The organism is Primorskyibacter sp. S187A (assembly GCF_049800955.1).
Lineage (GTDB): Bacteria > Pseudomonadota > Alphaproteobacteria > Rhodobacterales > Rhodobacteraceae > JAKVBH01.
Map to the genome: position 1 here is coordinate 61123 of NZ_JBNAGA010000001.1, position 14883 is coordinate 76005.

General features: G+C 59.7%; 15 protein-coding genes and 1 tRNA gene. 5 read left to right on the top strand and 11 right to left on the bottom strand.

Annotation, left to right across the window (positions count from 1 at the left end; genetic code table 11):
* Positions 1–26 precede the first annotated feature (26 nt).
* From yihA to rpmH, 8 genes are all read right to left on the bottom strand, one after another.
* Positions 27–677 carry a ribosome biogenesis GTP-binding protein YihA/YsxC gene (yihA, locus tag ACP15S_RS00360; RefSeq protein ID WP_425037388.1) on the bottom strand — a complete coding sequence of 217 codons (651 nt, stop codon included), beginning with the start codon at positions 675–677 and terminating at the stop codon, positions 27–29.
* On the bottom strand, positions 677–1420 hold the full coding sequence (locus ACP15S_RS00365; protein WP_425037389.1) for an MOSC domain-containing protein: 744 nt from the start codon (positions 1418–1420) through the stop codon (positions 677–679). Before ACP15S_RS00365 ends, yihA begins: the two co-directional genes overlap by 1 nt.
* Entirely contained in the window at positions 1417–3240 is a 1824-nt protein-coding gene (yidC, locus tag ACP15S_RS00370) for a membrane protein insertase YidC (RefSeq protein ID WP_425037391.1), read from the bottom strand. The genes ACP15S_RS00365 and yidC overlap by 4 nt, the downstream gene beginning before the upstream one ends.
* Positions 3241–3357: 117 nt before the next feature.
* A complete protein-coding gene (locus tag ACP15S_RS00375; RefSeq protein ID WP_425037392.1) occupies positions 3358–4902 on the bottom strand; it encodes a putative bifunctional diguanylate cyclase/phosphodiesterase in 1545 nt (514 codons plus the stop codon).
* A gap of 102 nt (positions 4903–5004) precedes the next feature.
* The gene (gene ttcA / locus ACP15S_RS00380; RefSeq protein WP_425037394.1) at positions 5005–5832 is read right to left on the bottom strand and encodes a tRNA 2-thiocytidine(32) synthetase TtcA; all 828 of its coding nucleotides are present in this window, start codon (positions 5830–5832) and stop codon (positions 5005–5007) included.
* Between the two features lie 105 nt (positions 5833–5937).
* Positions 5938–6192 (bottom strand): membrane protein insertion efficiency factor YidD, encoded by a 255-nt coding sequence (gene yidD, locus ACP15S_RS00385; RefSeq protein WP_425037396.1) that lies wholly within the window; start codon positions 6190–6192, stop codon positions 5938–5940.
* Positions 6189–6602, bottom strand: a complete 414-nt coding sequence (gene rnpA / locus ACP15S_RS00390; protein WP_425037397.1) for a ribonuclease P protein component — start codon at positions 6600–6602, stop codon at positions 6189–6191. Before rnpA ends, yidD begins: the two co-directional genes overlap by 4 nt.
* A gap of 16 nt (positions 6603–6618) precedes the next feature.
* Complete coding sequence (gene rpmH / locus ACP15S_RS00395; RefSeq protein ID WP_012177012.1) at positions 6619–6753, bottom strand: 50S ribosomal protein L34; 135 nt, start codon at positions 6751–6753, stop codon at positions 6619–6621.
* 297 nt (positions 6754–7050) lie between these two features.
* On the opposite strand from rpmH, the gene ACP15S_RS00400 reads away from it, so the two are divergent.
* From ACP15S_RS00400 to ACP15S_RS00415, 4 genes are all read left to right on the top strand, one after another.
* Positions 7051–7797, top strand: a complete 747-nt coding sequence (locus ACP15S_RS00400; protein ID WP_425037400.1) for a TVP38/TMEM64 family protein — start codon at positions 7051–7053, stop codon at positions 7795–7797.
* Positions 7798–7800: 3 nt separating this feature from the next.
* Complete coding sequence (locus ACP15S_RS00405; protein WP_425037402.1) at positions 7801–9219, top strand: dihydrolipoyl dehydrogenase family protein; 1419 nt, start codon at positions 7801–7803, stop codon at positions 9217–9219.
* A 23-nt stretch (positions 9220–9242) separates the two neighbouring features.
* Positions 9243–10628, top strand: coding sequence for a sensor histidine kinase (locus ACP15S_RS00410; RefSeq protein WP_425037404.1), 1386 nt, complete (start codon positions 9243–9245; stop codon positions 10626–10628).
* A 66-nt stretch (positions 10629–10694) separates the two neighbouring features.
* Positions 10695–10771: transfer RNA gene (locus tag ACP15S_RS00415), tRNA-Arg, on the top strand.
* Between the two features lie 279 nt (positions 10772–11050).
* On the opposite strand, the gene ACP15S_RS00420 is transcribed toward ACP15S_RS00415, so the two are convergent.
* Genes ACP15S_RS00420 through ACP15S_RS00430 form a run of 3 tightly spaced genes read right to left on the bottom strand, consistent with a single transcriptional unit; the run spans position 11051 to position 13833 of the window.
* A complete protein-coding gene (locus ACP15S_RS00420) occupies positions 11051–12424 on the bottom strand; it encodes an FAD-dependent oxidoreductase (RefSeq protein WP_425037406.1) in 1374 nt (457 codons plus the stop codon).
* A complete protein-coding gene (locus tag ACP15S_RS00425; protein ID WP_425037408.1) occupies positions 12417–12746 on the bottom strand; it encodes a (2Fe-2S)-binding protein in 330 nt (109 codons plus the stop codon). The genes ACP15S_RS00420 and ACP15S_RS00425 overlap by 8 nt, the downstream gene beginning before the upstream one ends.
* A complete protein-coding gene (locus tag ACP15S_RS00430) occupies positions 12712–13833 on the bottom strand; it encodes an NAD(P)/FAD-dependent oxidoreductase (RefSeq protein WP_425037410.1) in 1122 nt (373 codons plus the stop codon). Before ACP15S_RS00430 ends, ACP15S_RS00425 begins: the two co-directional genes overlap by 35 nt.
* Before the next feature lie 92 nt (positions 13834–13925).
* Here ACP15S_RS00430 and ACP15S_RS00435 point away from each other — a divergent pair, with 92 nt between their 5' ends.
* Complete coding sequence (locus ACP15S_RS00435) at positions 13926–14843, top strand: LysR substrate-binding domain-containing protein (protein ID WP_425037412.1); 918 nt, start codon at positions 13926–13928, stop codon at positions 14841–14843.
* The last annotated feature ends 40 nt before the right edge of the window (positions 14844–14883 follow it).

Sequence of the window (14883 nt, forward strand, 5' to 3'; positions counted from 1 at the left end):
GACGCGTTATCGCCGCGCGCGGTGCCTCAGACAAGACCCGCGATGACGGAGCGCAGCGTCTCAATGCCGTGGCCCTTCTCAGACGACGTCACGATCAGCTCCGGAAAGGCGGCGGGGTGTTTGGAGAGCGCGCCGCGCACTTGATCCAGAATGCGCGCACGATCCTTTTCTTTCACCTTGTCAGCTTTTGTCAGCACGGCCTGAAATGTCACAGCGGAGCGATCCAGCAGCTGCAGGATCTCTTCATCCACTGCTTTGACCCCATGGCGCGCATCGATCAATACGAACGCGCGGCGCAGCGATTGTCGCCCTGACAAATATTGCTTGAGAAGTTTCTGCCATTTCTCGACCACGGGCAGCGGCGCGTTTGCATAGCCATAGCCGGGCAGATCCACGAGGTAGTGTTCGTCGGCGCAGGTAAAGAAGTTGATCTCCTGCGTGCGCCCGGGCGTGTTTGAGGCGCGCGCAAGGCCTTTGCGCCCCGTCAGCGCATTGATCAGCGAGCTCTTGCCCACGTTGGAGCGCCCGGCAAAACACACTTCGATCCGGTCGTCCGGCGGCAGGCCAGACATGGCCACAACGCCTTTGAGAAACTCAGTCTCGCCCGCAAAGAGTTTGCGCCCCTTTTCGCGGCTGAGTTCATCCGGTTCTTCGACAAGCGGAAAAGGTAATTGCATCATGCGCGCCCGATGCCATCGCCAACCGAGATTTCACCGGCCTGCACGACTTCTGCGCGCACGGAAAAGTCGCGATGGCCCCAACTGTCGAGCGCACCCAGAACATTCGCGTCGCGCTTGCCTGTATCGGGATTGTTATGGGTGGCAAGACACCGATCCGTCCGTTCGCGCGGGATGACAATGGCTGTCCCAATCCGTACTTCGCGGTCGATCCAGTCGAACTCTTCCCAAGGGGCCAGCCCGTCAAACCAGAAGTTACCGCGCCAGCGGTAGATGGAGAGTGGATGCCCAATACGCTGTTCGACCGCGCGGTGTGACGCGTGATTGCACAGGGTGATGGAGGGAAAGTCACTATCGGTAAAACCCTGCTCCTGCGCCCGCACCACGCGCGCAGATGCCGCGCGATTTTCCGGTATCAGCGGCCGGGTCCAGTCAATGAGTTTTTGGCCCTCGGTATCCGGGTTCAGATCGAGCTTTCCAAGCAGGGGGTGTTCTAGCGCAACGCGTTCGAATGCCGCGTCGAGCGTTGCTTGCATGGCGCCCAAACCTTCAACCTTTGAGCCGCGCGTGAAGTTTTGGCATGGGGCCCAGCGGCTGCCGTCAACGGTGGATTGTTCATGTGCCACAGCCCAGATGCGATCCCCTGGCAGAGTGCAGCCCGCCGTGAGGCGGACCTGCGCGATGTCTTCCCGACCATGGCTTTTGATCGGGTGCCGGATGATCTGAGTGACCCGGCCGGTCACTTCTTGTCCTCAGACCCTGCGGCGCGTTTTTTGAAGCCGGACCGGATATTCCCCATGATGTCGGGTTTGAAGCCTTGGCTGCGCATGATGAGGTATTGCTGCGTGAAGGTGATCACGTTGTTGGCAATCCAGTAGATCACGAGGCCGCTGGCAAAGCCGCCAAGCATGAACATGAAGATCCATGGTAACCAAGCAAAGATCATCTGTTGGGTCGGGTCCGTGGGCGCCGGGTTGAGCTTTTGCTGCAACCACATCGAAACACCCAGGAGCAGCGGCAATATACCGATAAAGATCAGGCCCATGATCGAGTTGGGATCCGGCGCGGCATTCGGCAACAGGCCGTACAAGTTGATGATCGACGTGGGATCGGGCGCGGACAGGTCATTGAATGGTCCGAGCCAAGGCGCGTGACGTAGCTCGAGCGTGACAAAGATTACCTTGTAGAGCGAGAAGAAAATCGGGATTTGCAGAAGGATCGGCAAACAGCCTGAGGCGGGGTTTACCTTTTCCTTCTTGTAGAGCGCGACCATCTCCTGCTGGAGCTTCTGCCGGTCTGCTCCGGCGCGCTCCTTGATCTTCTCCATCTCCGGCTGGAGTTCTTTCATCTTGGCCATGGACACGTATGACTTGTAAGCCAATGGCAACAAGAGGGCCTTGATGAGCAGGGTCAGGCCGATAATCGCCCAGCCCATATTTCCGATCCATGCGTTCAAATAGTGAAGAACCGCAAAGATGGGCTTTGTCAGGAAGAAGAACCAACCCCAATCAATAGCATCGAGAAAACGGTCGATCCCGTCGGTTTGGTAGCTACGAATGGTTTCCCATTCCTTGGCTCCGGCAAACAATTGGGTTTGCGATTGAACCGTGCCGCCGGTCTCCAGGGTGACCGTGGGGAGCACGGCTTCAGTCTGATAGATGTCACGCCGGGGGTCATACTTGGCAACGGCTTTGAAAGGCGTGCCAGGCGCGGGCACCAGCGTTGTCATCCAGTAGTGATCCGTGAACCCGATCCAGCCGTTGGCCTCAACTTGTGTCACCTCGGCAGGTGCACCCTCGCGGACATCCATGGCGAAGTCGGGCATGTCGCTGTAATCAATCTCGGCCAGTTCGCCATCGGCCATGCCAACAACGCCCTCATGCAGGATGAAGAAGTTTTTCAACCCTTGCGGCTCGCCGTGACGCGCCACGATGCCGTAGGGGGCGAGTGTTACAGTGCTGGAGGACGTGTTCTGCACCGATTGCGTAACGGTGAAGAGGTAGTCCTCATCAATCGCGATTTCCTTGGAAAATGTCAGGCCACTGCCGTTTTGCCATTCGAGCCGTACAGGTGAGTCCTCGGTCAGAGCCCCGTTAGAAACGATGCTCCATTGTGTGTTCGGTCCCGGCACATCTTCGAGCCCCAACCCTTGCCCGGGGGCCCAGCCGTGCAGAGCGTAGTAGGCGTTGGGCGTTCCGACGGGGGACAGGAGCGTGACAATTTCGGAAGTTTCGTCGAGGGTTTCTTTGTAATCCTTCAGGCGCAGCGTATCGATCCGGCCCCCAAGCGTCGAAATGCTGCCTTCAAGGCGCGCAGTATCAATGTTGACCCGCGGGGAGTTGTCCGCTTCCGTTGTCTCCGATGGGGCCGCAGCTGGCGCATCACTGCCCAATGCAGGCGCAGCGCTGGGGGTTGTGGCGACGCCGTCACCTGCGCTCTGCTCCACAACGGGATTTTCCGGCAGCGCGTCCGGTTCAGGCGGTGGAAACATAATGAACCACACAAGGATCACCGCAAAGCTCAACGCTGTTGCAAGGAGGAGATTCCGGTTCTGTTCGTCCATAAGTCTGCCGCCACCTGTACAGAGAATATTAGGCCCGGGTTCAACATGAGAAAACGCTGAAATTCAAGCGCAAACTACGCCGATGCGGTCAAGATGCCGCCATTGTGGAGACTGCGATCAAGCAGTTTTCCCGCCAATAACCGGTGGGTGCGCCAGTTTCGCTTCGTGCGCCTCGATCCACTCGGCAAGCATGTCTCTGGGCATGGGGCGCGCGATCCCAAAACCTTGCACATGATCGACGCCTAACTGGCTTACGAGCGCGTGCTCTCCGACGCTTTCCAGTCCCTCCGCGAGGGTCGATAGCTCCAGTCGCTCGGCCATGGTCAATATGGCAGTCAGCATCCGCTGTTGATCAGGGTCCGTGTCGCACTTGGTAACAAAGGAACGATCAATTTTCAGGCGATCTATGGGAAACCGGCGCAGCGATGTGATGGAGGCATGCCCTGTGCCGAAGTCATCGAGATCGATATGGCACCCCAGATCAGCCAAACCGGCAATGTTTCTGACCAATATGTCATCGGGCGCTCCTGCCACAACACTCTCAAGGATTTCCACGGCCAGTCGGTCCGGTGAGAGTTCGAATCGATCCAGTTGCCATTTAACTCGGTCCAGCAACTTCGGATTGCGCAGTTCCTCGGCCGCAAAGTTCACGCCAACCACCGGGATATGCACGCCATCGAGATCAAGGCTTCGCACGGCTTCCAGCGATTGCGTCAGCATGGTCTCATTCAGATGATCCATGAAACCCGCCTGTTCGAGAGCTGGCAGAAACTCACCGGGCGCGATCATGCCGCGTTGCGGGTGGATCCAGCGCGCCAGGGCCTCAATCCCGCTGACTTGGCCAGTATCTGTGGAAATCTGCGGTTGGAACCAGGCGCAGATTTCACCGCGCTCAAAAGCACCAACAGCTTCTTGTATGAGCGCCTTCCGGGCAACTTCTATCCGTTTCATCTCGGACGAGAAGGAGCGGATTGCTGAGGGGCCGTTGCGTCGGGCTTCGATCAACGCGGTCGTCGCCCCTTCGAGCAAACCTCGCGCTGTGGCGTTTTTCGCGCGTGTCAAGGTGCAAAGGCCAATAGAAACCGTGATATATGCAGAAGATGCGTTGATCGCGATGGGATCCTCAAGATTGGTTTGCAGGCGTGCGGCTATTTGCAGGGCCAGTTCGAGATCGATCCGTTTCACCGGATGCAACGTGATCGCGATGCGGCTGTCGCCAACGCGTGCGACAACATCGTCGGCGCGCATCGTGATCATGATGCGATCCGCAATGGTCTCCATGATCCTGTCACAGGCGGATTGTCCATAGCGCTCTGAAAGCTCGGAAAAGCTGTCAATCTCGATGACAAACCCTGCCGTGGTGCGGCCGGTCTGTTCGCAAAATCCGATGGTTTCCTCGGTGCGCTGATACAACTCTTCTCGCAGCTCCAGTCCCGTCACAAGGTCGCGTGACCGCGCGGTGCCGCCTGAGTTTCCCATGATGGCAAGCACAAGGAGATAAAGGGTGACGATGACCGTGCCTCCGATCAGCCCTGTCTCTCCCCACATATGGTATGCCCCCCACATGATCATGGGCGCGAAGGCCAGCGGAACGTAGCTGTGCCGCATCAGCCGCATGCATCGGCGCATAAGTGAGATGTGTGCCGGAAGGCGATCAGACATGTGTGTTCTCCTCGGCAATCTGCCGTTGGGAGGGACACTAAGCCTTAGCCCTAAGCCGATGATTAACGCGACCGTGATGCGCGCAATTCATTGCGCCGAATTTTACAGATGTCGCGCAAGCGCTGTAAAATCAAAGAGTTTTGGATCAAGCAAATGCGAGGGGCGCGCATTCATCAACGCGCGAAACATGACTTGCCGCCGCCCCGGCGCATTCTTTTCCCAGCCATCGAGAATCGCTTTGACCTGTTGACGTTGCAACCCGTCCTGCGAGCCACACAGGTCACAGGGGATGATGGGATATTGCATGGCACGGGCGAATTTCTCGCAATCGACCTCAGCCACATGGGCCAAGGGGCGGTAGACAAACAGATCGCCTTCTTCATTCAGGAGCTTAGGCGGCATGGTTGCGAGGCGCCCTCCATGAAAGAGGTTCATGAAAAACGTCTCAAGAATATCGTCGCGATGGTGGCCCAGAACCACGGCACTACAGCCTTCTTCCCGCGCAATCCGATAAAGGATGCCGCGCCGAAGCCGCGAACAAAGCGCACAAAAGGTTCTGCCCTGAGGGATTTTGTCCATCACGACCGAATAGGTATCCTGATACTCGATGCGATGCGGGATGTCGCGCACTTCGAGAAAACGCGGCAGAACTGTTGCCGGGAAGCCGGGCTGGCCCTGATCCAGATTGCAGGCCAAAAGCTCTACAGGCAGCAGCCCGCGCCACTTCAGCTCATAAAGCACCGCGAGCAAAGTGTAGGAATCCTTGCCGCCAGAGAGACAAACCAGCCACTTGGCGCCCGGCTCGATCATGCCGTATTGCTCAATGGCTTCGCGCGCATTCTGGATCAGACGCTTGCGGAGTTTTTTGAACTCTGTCGTCTTGGGAGCGCCCGCAAAAAGCGGATGTATATCTTCGGTCTCGTCTAACATGGGGGTTCCTATACCATGGCCTGCGTGATCCGAAAGAGGCGGTATCGAGAGGACTGGAAGAATTGGGTGCGCGCGACCATCCGCGGCACAGGTCTTTGCGCGGCGCTAAGAGGTGTCGCGGTTCTTTGGATGGCTCGGTGGATCGGGGACCGGATCGTAACCATCGCGGCCCCAAGGATGACAACGCCCTATACGCCGGAGGGCCAACCAGGCGCCTTTGACCCCACCATGTTTTTCCAGCGCCTCCAGCGCATAGGCCGAACATGTCGGCTGATAACGACAATTGAAGCCAACCCAGGGCGAAAACACGAGCCGATAGCCGCGCACGGGAAGAGCGAGGGCCTTTGCAAGCAGGCTCATCGATCGCTGCCGTGCAGTTTTTTCAGAGCCTTGACGAGATCCGCCTTGAGATCGGCAAAGTCTCGTGTTGCGGTTTTTGTGGCCCGGCCAATCAGGACATAGTCAAATTGCGCATGTCCCAAGTCTGGGATGACGAGACGCGCGATTTCACGAAGCCGCCGCTTGGCGCGGTTGCGGGCCACGGCATTGCCCACCTTTTTGGAGCAGGTGAACCCGACGCGAATGCCCGTCGCCGTTTCATCGACGCGGCGTTGGCGTGCTTGCAGGATAAACCCGGTTGTCGCGACACGCGGCGCGCGCGCGGCGCGCTGAAAATCCGCACGCGCTTTCAGGGTTGTAAAACGAGAGAAAGCCGCCTGCGGCACATGGGCCGGGGCGGCTTGATCGATATCTCGCGGCTCTACCATCATCGGCAGAGCACGCCGCTTATGCGCTCAGCGACTTGCGGCCGCGGGCACGACGTGCGTTGAGGATTTTGCGGCCAGCTTTGGTGGCCATGCGCGCGCGGAAACCGTGGCGCCGCTTGCGCACGAGATTGGAAGGCTGAAAGGTGCGTTTCATCGCATCTACTCCGGTTTACGGCCCTTGACCCGCGGAATCGGGTTTGGGCGGAAATCTGAAGCCCGGTCTATAGGAGGGTGCATCTCGCCTGTCAAACGCTTCCGGGGCCTTGTGCCGGGAAAAGCTGCAACAAATCCTTCATCCGATGCGGGCAAATGTTTCAAAAAGGCATTTCTGTCCCGCCCAGCTCACGAGTTTGCACACCCGACATCAAGCGGCCGTGATAACTCTCGCAGCGCAATGGCGCCGGGGCCACGTTTTGTTCAGAACAGACACAACGCCAAAGGCTCCGAGACGATGAGTGATATGACACACCCCCCGCAAACCCCAAGCCCCAAAGGCGGAATTGCCCGCCATGTGCCGCTTCTTGCCATTGGGCTTGTTGCAGTGATCGGGGCCTTCACTCTCAAGGATTATCTCAGCTTTGAAACGCTGCGCGACAATCGCGAGGTTCTGATCGCGTTTCGGGATGCAAACTTCGTGATGACAGCCGGTCTTTTCGTGTTGGCTTATGCGCTGATTGTGGCCTTCTCGCTGCCAGGTGCCACGATTGCGACGCTGACGGGCGGCTTTTTGTTCGCGACGTTTCCCGGCGCGCTTTTCAATATCGTCGGCGCCACAATCGGTGCGACGGCGATTTTCCTCGCCGCCCGTTACGGACTTGGCGCGAAACTGTCGGCCAAGATGGACAATTCCGGGGGGGCTGTGAAGAAGATCAAGACCGGTCTCGAGGACAACCAATGGTCAGCGCTGTTTGTGATGCGTCTTGTGCCTGCGGTGCCTTTCTTCGTGGCCAATCTCATCCCTGCTTTTCTCGATGTGCCTTTGCATCGGTACGTGATCTCAACCTTTTTGGGCATCCTGCCGGGCGCGGTCGTCTTTACGTCCGTGGGCGCTGGTCTGGGTGAAGTTTTTGCAGCGGGTGAAACGCCGGATCTCTCGATCATCTTTGAGCCACACATTATCGGCCCGATCCTTGGTCTTGCAGCCCTCTCGCTCCTGCCCGTCGCTCTCAAAGCCCTTCGCGGCAAGAAGGAAGCCTGACCGATGAACCGCTTGAAAACAGACCTTCTGATCATTGGCGCAGGCTCCGGTGGCCTCTCCATGGCCGCAGGTGCCGCACAGATGGGCGCGGATGTCGTTCTTCTCGAAGATCACAAGATGGGCGGCGATTGCCTGAACTACGGCTGTGTCCCTTCCAAGGCGATCCTCGCCAGCGCCAAGACAGCTTATGCCCAGAGCCATGCCAGCCAATACGGCGTTGCCAATGTGGTGCCGCAAGTCGACTACGCGGCGGCCAAGGATCATGTGGCCGATGTCATCGCCCAGATCGAACCGGTGGATAGCCAGGAACGCTTTGAGGGTTTCGGTGTCAACGTGATCCGCGAACGTGGCCGGTTCATCTCGCCTACGGAAGTGCAGGCGGGTGACACCGTGATCACCGCGCGGCGCATCGTGATCGCCACGGGCTCCTCCCCCTTCGTGCCCCCGATCCCGGGGCTTGATCAGATCCCCTACATTACCAATGAGAGCCTTTGGGAGCTGCGCGAACAGCCCGAGCACCTGCTGGTCATCGGCGGCGGGCCTATCGGGATGGAAATGGCGCAGGCGCATCATCGCCTTGGCTCCAAGGTCACCGTGATCGAAGGCGCCAAGGCGCTGGGCAAGGATGATCCGGAGATGGCCGAGATCGTGCTGGAGAACCTGCGCGGCGAGGGTATCGAGATCGCCGAAGATGCGCTGGCCAAGGAAGTGCGCGGCACCGCCGGCGCCATCGAGGTCGAAACGCAAGACGGACGCGTGTTCAAAGGCTCGCATATTCTTGTCGCTGTCGGTCGCAAAGCCAATACGGACGACCTTGGCCTCGACAAAGCGGGCATTGAAACGCACCGGACAGGCATCACCGTCGATGCGGGGATGCGGACAACCAACAAGCGCGTCTACGCCATCGGCGATGCCGCAGGCGGGCTGCAATTCACCCATGTTGCGGGCTACCACGCGGGCGTGATCATCCGCTCGATCCTCTTTGGCCTGCCTGCCAAGGCGACGACGGCCCATATCCCCTGGGCCACCTATACCGAGCCCGAGCTCAGCCAGGTTGGCCTGACCGAAGCGCAGGCCCGCAAGGAACACGGCGACCGGCTGGAGGTGGTGCGCTTTGACTACCACCACAACGACCGCGCCATCGCCGAGCGCAAAACCCGCGGCCGCATCAAGGTCATGGTCGTGAAAGGCCGCCCGGTGGGCGTCTCGATTGCGGGCCATCAGGCGGGCGAGCTCATCAATCTCTGGGCGCTGGTTCTGGCCAACAAGCTCAAGATGAAAAACGTCGCCGCGATGGTTGCGCCTTACCCCACAATTGGGGAGGTTAACAAACGCGCCGCAGGGGCTTATTTCTCACCAAGATTGTTTGAGAGCGATACGGTCAAGCGGGTGGTCCGCTTTGTCCAGCGCTGGATCCCGTAACGACCAAGGGCAGGAGACAAGAGATGCTGAAGTCGCTCTCAGGGCGTTTCCTGCTCCTCACGGTCATCTTCGTGATGATCGCTGAGGTGCTGATCTTCGTTCCCTCAATTGCACGATACCGCGAAAGCTATCTGCTCGGGCATCTGGAGCGGGCGCAGATCGCCTCATTGTCGTTGTTGGCCAATGACATGATCGACGAAGAGCTTGAGCGCGAGCTGCTGGAGAATGCAGGCGTGTTCAACGTCGTGCTGCGCCGGGATGAGACGCGCCAGCTGATCCTGTCGGAACCTTTGCCCCAACCGATCGCAGATACGTTTGATTTGCGGGACACGCGCGCTCTGCCGCTGATCATGCACGCGCTTGACCGGTTGCGTAACCCGAGCCCTGAAGTCATCCGCGTGATCGGGTCCCCTTTGCGGGACGCAGGCTTGCTCATTGAAATCACGATGGAGACGCCGCCCTTGCGCGCAGCCATGATTGACTACGGTCTGCGCATTCTTGTCCTCTCGGCGATAATCTCCATTACCACTGCGGCGCTGCTCTTCTTCGCCGTGCGCATCTTGCTTGTGAAGCCCATCGAGGGCGTGGTGGGAACCATGGAGCGCTATGCCAAAGCGCCCGAGGATGCGCGGGCGATCATCGAACCGACAGCGTCGATCACAGAGCTGCGACAGGCGGAAGAAGCGCTTCAGATGTTGCAGCGGGACCTGACGCAATCGCTCAAGCAAAAAGAGCGCTTGGCGCAGTTGGGCGGTGCCGTCGCGCGCGTCAGCCATGATTTGCGCAATATCCTGACGTCTGCGCAGCTTTTCACAGACCGGATCGAAATGTCTGAGGATCCGACGGTAAAACGCATGGCGCCCAAGTTGGTGAATTCGATCACGCGCGCGGTGAACCTCTGCGAAAGCACTTTGGCCTTTGGCCGCGCGGAAGAGCCCGCGCCAAAGCTGACGCGCGTGGAATTGACTGATGTCGTGTCCGATGTCTTTGAAAGCGAACGTCTTGCCGTCGGCAGCTATGATATCACCTTCTCGGAGGATGTCCCGGAGCGGATGATGGTCCGGGCCGATCCCGAGCAGCTCTACCGGGTTTTGTCCAATCTCGTGCGCAACGCGCGGCAGGCCATCATGGCCACGACCAAGCCCGGCGAGATCAAGATCACAGCCGAGGAAGACGAAAGCGGCTGGCACATTGCTGTCAGTGATACTGGGCCCGGTTTGCCGCCAAAAGCGCGCGAAAACCTGTTCAAAGCGTTTCAAGGGGGCGTGCGCAAAGGGGGCTCTGGTTTGGGTCTCGCGATTGCCGCCGAATTGATCCGGGGCCATGGCGGGACGCTGCATCTGACCGAGAGCAATGACAGCGGGACGTCTTTTGCGCTCTTCGTGCCCCGTGGCGAACTTGGGGCATAAATTGGCGGGAAAAACTGACGATACCTCTTGCATTGCCTCGCGCCCTGCCGTAATTCCCCGCAGCACGGACCGATAGCTCAGCTGGATAGAGTACCTGACTACGAATCAGGGGGTCGGGGGTTCGAATCCTCCTCGGTCCGCCATTTTCTCCAAATTGGATGTTGCACGGCGCTCTCTGGCGCAATCAGTCGGTATAGGATCACGCGGGACTGTGATCTTTCATGCCTGCAAAACAAGCCGCAAGGCGAGTGGGTGTCTCACGGAAGCTGAGGCCGCTTTGGAGAGCGCGTTTGCCCGGACCCGCGGCAGCATTTTGCGAGACTGATCCTTCGATGTGTTTGAGCAGATCGCCAGTATGACGGTATGAGCCGCAAAGCGGTTTGGCAAAATGTGCAGCTTGAGTGCGGGTGCTCCGCCATGGATCACGTCTTCTGCTCCGGCGCGAGCGCGGCCAATTCGCCGAGTTTCACAGGTTTGATGGGGGTGCGTGCGCGGGGCGGTGACACCTCGGCCCCGCAGGATGCGAGGATGCCGCGCACGGTGAGGTCGCACATGCGGCCCTGGCAGGGTCCCATGCCTGCGCGGGTGGCTGTCTTGATCTGTCGTGGACCCTGAGCGCCGCTACGATGGGCGGCGCGGATAGCTTCAGCCGTAATTTCTTCGCAACGACAGACAATCGTGTCGCCGGCTGGATTCGACAGGTCAGGTGAAGGTCCGTACGCGGCATCCAGAAAGGGTCTGATCGCCAGCGCCTGCCGCAATGCACCACGTGGCCGCGCGGCGTTTTGGTCGCGGCGGTCCTCACTGAGCTGGCCCAGACGATATAGAATATCCAAAGCAGCAAGCTGACCCGCTGCGTTCGCGGCATCTGCACCGCCGATACCGGCCCCGTCGCCAGCGATATGGAGGCCCGGCACATCGGTTCCGCCCCATTGGTCAGTGACAGGCTGATACGCCTTTTGAATATCGTTCCAGACATGCGGCACCCCGCTGGCACGGCTCATATGGGTGGACGGCACGACGCCTTGGTGTGTCAACAGAAGTGGCGTGACCAGGGTGTGTGATGTGCTGCCAGACCGGAAGGTGAAAGACAGATCGCCTGACGGGTTTTGCGTCGCGCGCAAGCCCATCGCGCCTGTGAACCGCGGCACACCTGCGCGCTGGATCTTGCGGATCAATCCCAGACCCTTGATCAACGTGGGCGCGGCCAAGAATGCGCGTGGCAAATGGCGGGCCGCGCCGACCAAGTTGCGCAAGGTTTGTGTTTCAACGAGGGCTTTTGGCGTCGCCCCGGCTTCGATCATCTGCGCCGCAACCAAATACAGGAGCGGGCCCGATCCTGCCAAAACCGCTTCACGGGGGAGCAGGCCCGCGTTTTTCATAAGGATCTGGGCAGCCCCCGCTGACATCACGCCGGGCAAGGTCCATCCGGGGAAGGGCGTTGGGCGTTCCTGTGCGCCGCCCGCCAGAAGAACATGCCGGGCCGGTGACACCCGGCTGACCCCGTCTCTTGACCAGACAACGCGGGATCCGGGTTCAATCCGCCAGACGGAGGCGCCAAATTCCTGTGTAATGCTGGCCATGTCCAGCGCGTCCACAAATGCGCGACCTGCCAAGTAGTCTTTTCCCAGGTAGCCTCTGCGATCCGCGTTCGATGCAACATCGCGATAGATTTGTCCGCCTGCGCGTGGTTGTTCATCCAAAAGCAAAACACGCAAGCCGCCGCGCGCTGCGGTTGATGCGGCAGCCATACCGGCCGGGCCTGCGCCGATGATGATCAGATCGGCGTCAGGCATCGGCCTCACCCTTCAACGTTCGCAAACCGATCTGACGACGCAGGACCATGCCATCCCGGGCAAGCGTCATGCAGCCCTGTGTGTTGGCCCTGCCGTCGATCTCCAAAAGGCATTCGAAACACACGCCCATCATGCAATAGGCGGCGCGTGGCGTGCCGTGCGCGGTTGAGCGAAAGCCATCCCCGGAATGCGCCAGCACAGCGGCGGCAACCGTATCACCGGGCTGCGCCGTGAAGGGCGCGCCGTCCAGGGTCATCGTGATGCGCGCGCCCGTCTCACTCTCCGCCTCAGGCCGCGGGAGAAAACGTGAATCGATCTTCATCGAAAGCCTCCAGAGTTGGCGCATCAGCGGTGTTGTCGATCCACTGAGCCAGCGCGCCGCCATGCAGCGGGGCGAGCGTTACGCCGCTGTGGCAGGTCACGAGATATGCGCCTGGATGCGTGGTCGAACGGGCATAGACGGGGTGGCCGTCTGGTGACATCACCCGCAGCGCGCCCCAGGCCCGAACAACACGCATGTCGCGCAGCGCTGGCAAGACGGTAACCGCGTGCTGCGCAAGCCTTGCCATGACGTCCAGCGTTTCACTGTCGTCATAACCCGCATCGGCTTTCGTCCCGCCAATTTGAAGGCCGCCTTCATCTGTCTGGCGGATTGTGCTCGACAGGAACGGCAAACGCTCGGACAGTTTTTCGGTGATCAGCACCTCGCCCCGCTGGGGCCTGACGCGTGTCTCAAAGCCAAGTTTCTCCGCGAGGGTCGCGGCCCCCAGCCCAGCTGCAAGCACAACACGATCAGCGCTGTGCCGCACGCCTGAGCGCAGCGCAATGTTGAAACCCGCAGGCCCCTTCAACACATCCGTGACATGCGCATCTGTCACGATGTTGCCACCCAAGGCAGTGACTGCGTCTTTCAACGCTTTCAGCAACCGCAGGGGGTTTACGTGGCCATCAAGCGCAGAGAATGTTGCACCAACCACACCTGACCCAATCTCTGGGTGCGACCGACGCAGATCATCACCTTGAATGGTTTCAAAGCTGAAGCGATTTCCGAGGAACTGCTGTTGTTGTTTCAGATCGGCGACGAAGTCTTGGAACTCCGCCTCATCGGTAAAGAACTCGAAGCCTCCGGATTGATCTAACGAGAGTTTAACGCCGGAAAGGTCTTCGATGAGGGCCGCAAATTCGGGCCAGCCGGAAACGGCGTCGCTGGTCAGATGTGCATAGGGGGCATAGCGCGCGCCTTTGCCTTGCAGCCAGACGAGGCCGAAATTGCCCTGCGACGCGCGCAGATCACCGTCCGCCCCATCAAGCACAGTAACGCCATGCCCCGCCCTGAGCAGCCCCACAGCCACAGACAGGCCGACCACGCCTCCACCGATAACTGTGATGTCAGATGTCCTGGTCGACATGGGGTCCTCCTCACCGCTTGTATGGCACAGTCGTTTGCATACGAGAAATCCCAATTTTTGCGCTGACCATACGCTGGTGATATGAAACCTTCATGTTGACCAACCTCACGCATCGCCAGCTGGACGCCTTCCGCGCCGTTATTGAGACCGGCCAGGTGACGGCGGCGGCCACTGCCCTGAACACGACCCAACCCTCTGTCAGTAGAATGATATCTGATCTGGAGCGCAGCGTTGGGTTCATGCTCTTTGAGCGGCGCGGCCGCCAGTTGGTCCCGACGACGGAAGCGCTTGCCCTGTATGAGGAGGTGGAGCGATCCTTTGTCGGGCTAGCCGAGATTTCGCGCGTTGCAGCAGACATCCGGGACTTCCGTACCGGCAGCCTGATGATCGCGGGCATGCCCGCCCTGGCGCTCAAGTTTCTCCCAGATGTCATCGCGGCCTTCATCAGAATGGAGCCGGGTGTTTCCGTCTCGCTTCGAACGAGAAGTTCTCAGGCGGTTCTCCAGCATGTCAGTTCTCAACAATTCGACCTTGGTTTCGCGACCCTGGACGCGGATCACCCTGCGGTTACGCGGCGCCCGCTTTATACCGCGCCCATGAGAGCCGTTTTACCGCTGGGACACCCGCTGGCGGAGAAGACGCATTTGGAACCAGGCGACTTTCACGATCAGCCCTTCATCGCCTTGGGCGCTGAGATTGCGACAAGATCCGAAACGGACGTCTTCTTTGCGGCCCGCAAAGCCCGACCTCGTGTCGTGGCCGAGGCGCAGCTTTCGGCATCCATCTGCGAGCTTGTGGCGGCAGGCGCAGGGCTCGGGATTGTCGAGCCAGTCACGGCGGCAAATTTCGCCGCCGCTGGGCGCGTCCTTTCCAGGCCCCTGCACCCCGAACAGCCCTTTCAGTACGACCTCTTGCTGCCCGCGCTGCGAGAGCCGTCCCGGCTTGCAACACGGTTTCTCAACCTGGTCGAGCGGCAATTTGTAGAGCTCCTCGGAGCGCAGGCGCTTTAGGCGAGGGGACGTTGGTCACATCCTGAGGAGTGTAGGTTAC

Coding starts and splice junctions, on each gene's coding strand:
- rpmH (WP_012177012.1), bottom strand. CDS start 6,753: ATGAAACGCACCTTTCAGCCTTCCAATCTCGTGCGCAAGCGGCGCCAC.
- yidD (WP_425037396.1), bottom strand. CDS start 6,192: ATGAGCCTGCTTGCAAAGGCCCTCGCTCTTCCCGTGCGCGGCTATCGG.
- ACP15S_RS00425 (WP_425037408.1), bottom strand. CDS start 12,746: ATGAAGATCGATTCACGTTTTCTCCCGCGGCCTGAGGCGGAGAGTGAG.
- ACP15S_RS00400 (WP_425037400.1), top strand. CDS start 7,051: ATGAGTGATATGACACACCCCCCGCAAACCCCAAGCCCCAAAGGCGGA.
- yidC (WP_425037391.1), bottom strand. CDS start 3,240: ATGGACGAACAGAACCGGAATCTCCTCCTTGCAACAGCGTTGAGCTTT.
- ACP15S_RS00405 (WP_425037402.1), top strand. CDS start 7,801: ATGAACCGCTTGAAAACAGACCTTCTGATCATTGGCGCAGGCTCCGGT.
- ACP15S_RS00435 (WP_425037412.1), top strand. CDS start 13,926: ATGTTGACCAACCTCACGCATCGCCAGCTGGACGCCTTCCGCGCCGTT.
- ACP15S_RS00420 (WP_425037406.1), bottom strand. CDS start 12,424: ATGCCTGACGCCGATCTGATCATCATCGGCGCAGGCCCGGCCGGTATG.
- ACP15S_RS00375 (WP_425037392.1), bottom strand. CDS start 4,902: ATGTCTGATCGCCTTCCGGCACACATCTCACTTATGCGCCGATGCATG.
- ACP15S_RS00430 (WP_425037410.1), bottom strand. CDS start 13,833: ATGTCGACCAGGACATCTGACATCACAGTTATCGGTGGAGGCGTGGTC.
- yihA (WP_425037388.1), bottom strand. CDS start 677: ATGCAATTACCTTTTCCGCTTGTCGAAGAACCGGATGAACTCAGCCGC.
- ttcA (WP_425037394.1), bottom strand. CDS start 5,832: ATGTTAGACGAGACCGAAGATATACATCCGCTTTTTGCGGGCGCTCCC.
- rnpA (WP_425037397.1), bottom strand. CDS start 6,602: ATGATGGTAGAGCCGCGAGATATCGATCAAGCCGCCCCGGCCCATGTG.
- ACP15S_RS00410 (WP_425037404.1), top strand. CDS start 9,243: ATGCTGAAGTCGCTCTCAGGGCGTTTCCTGCTCCTCACGGTCATCTTC.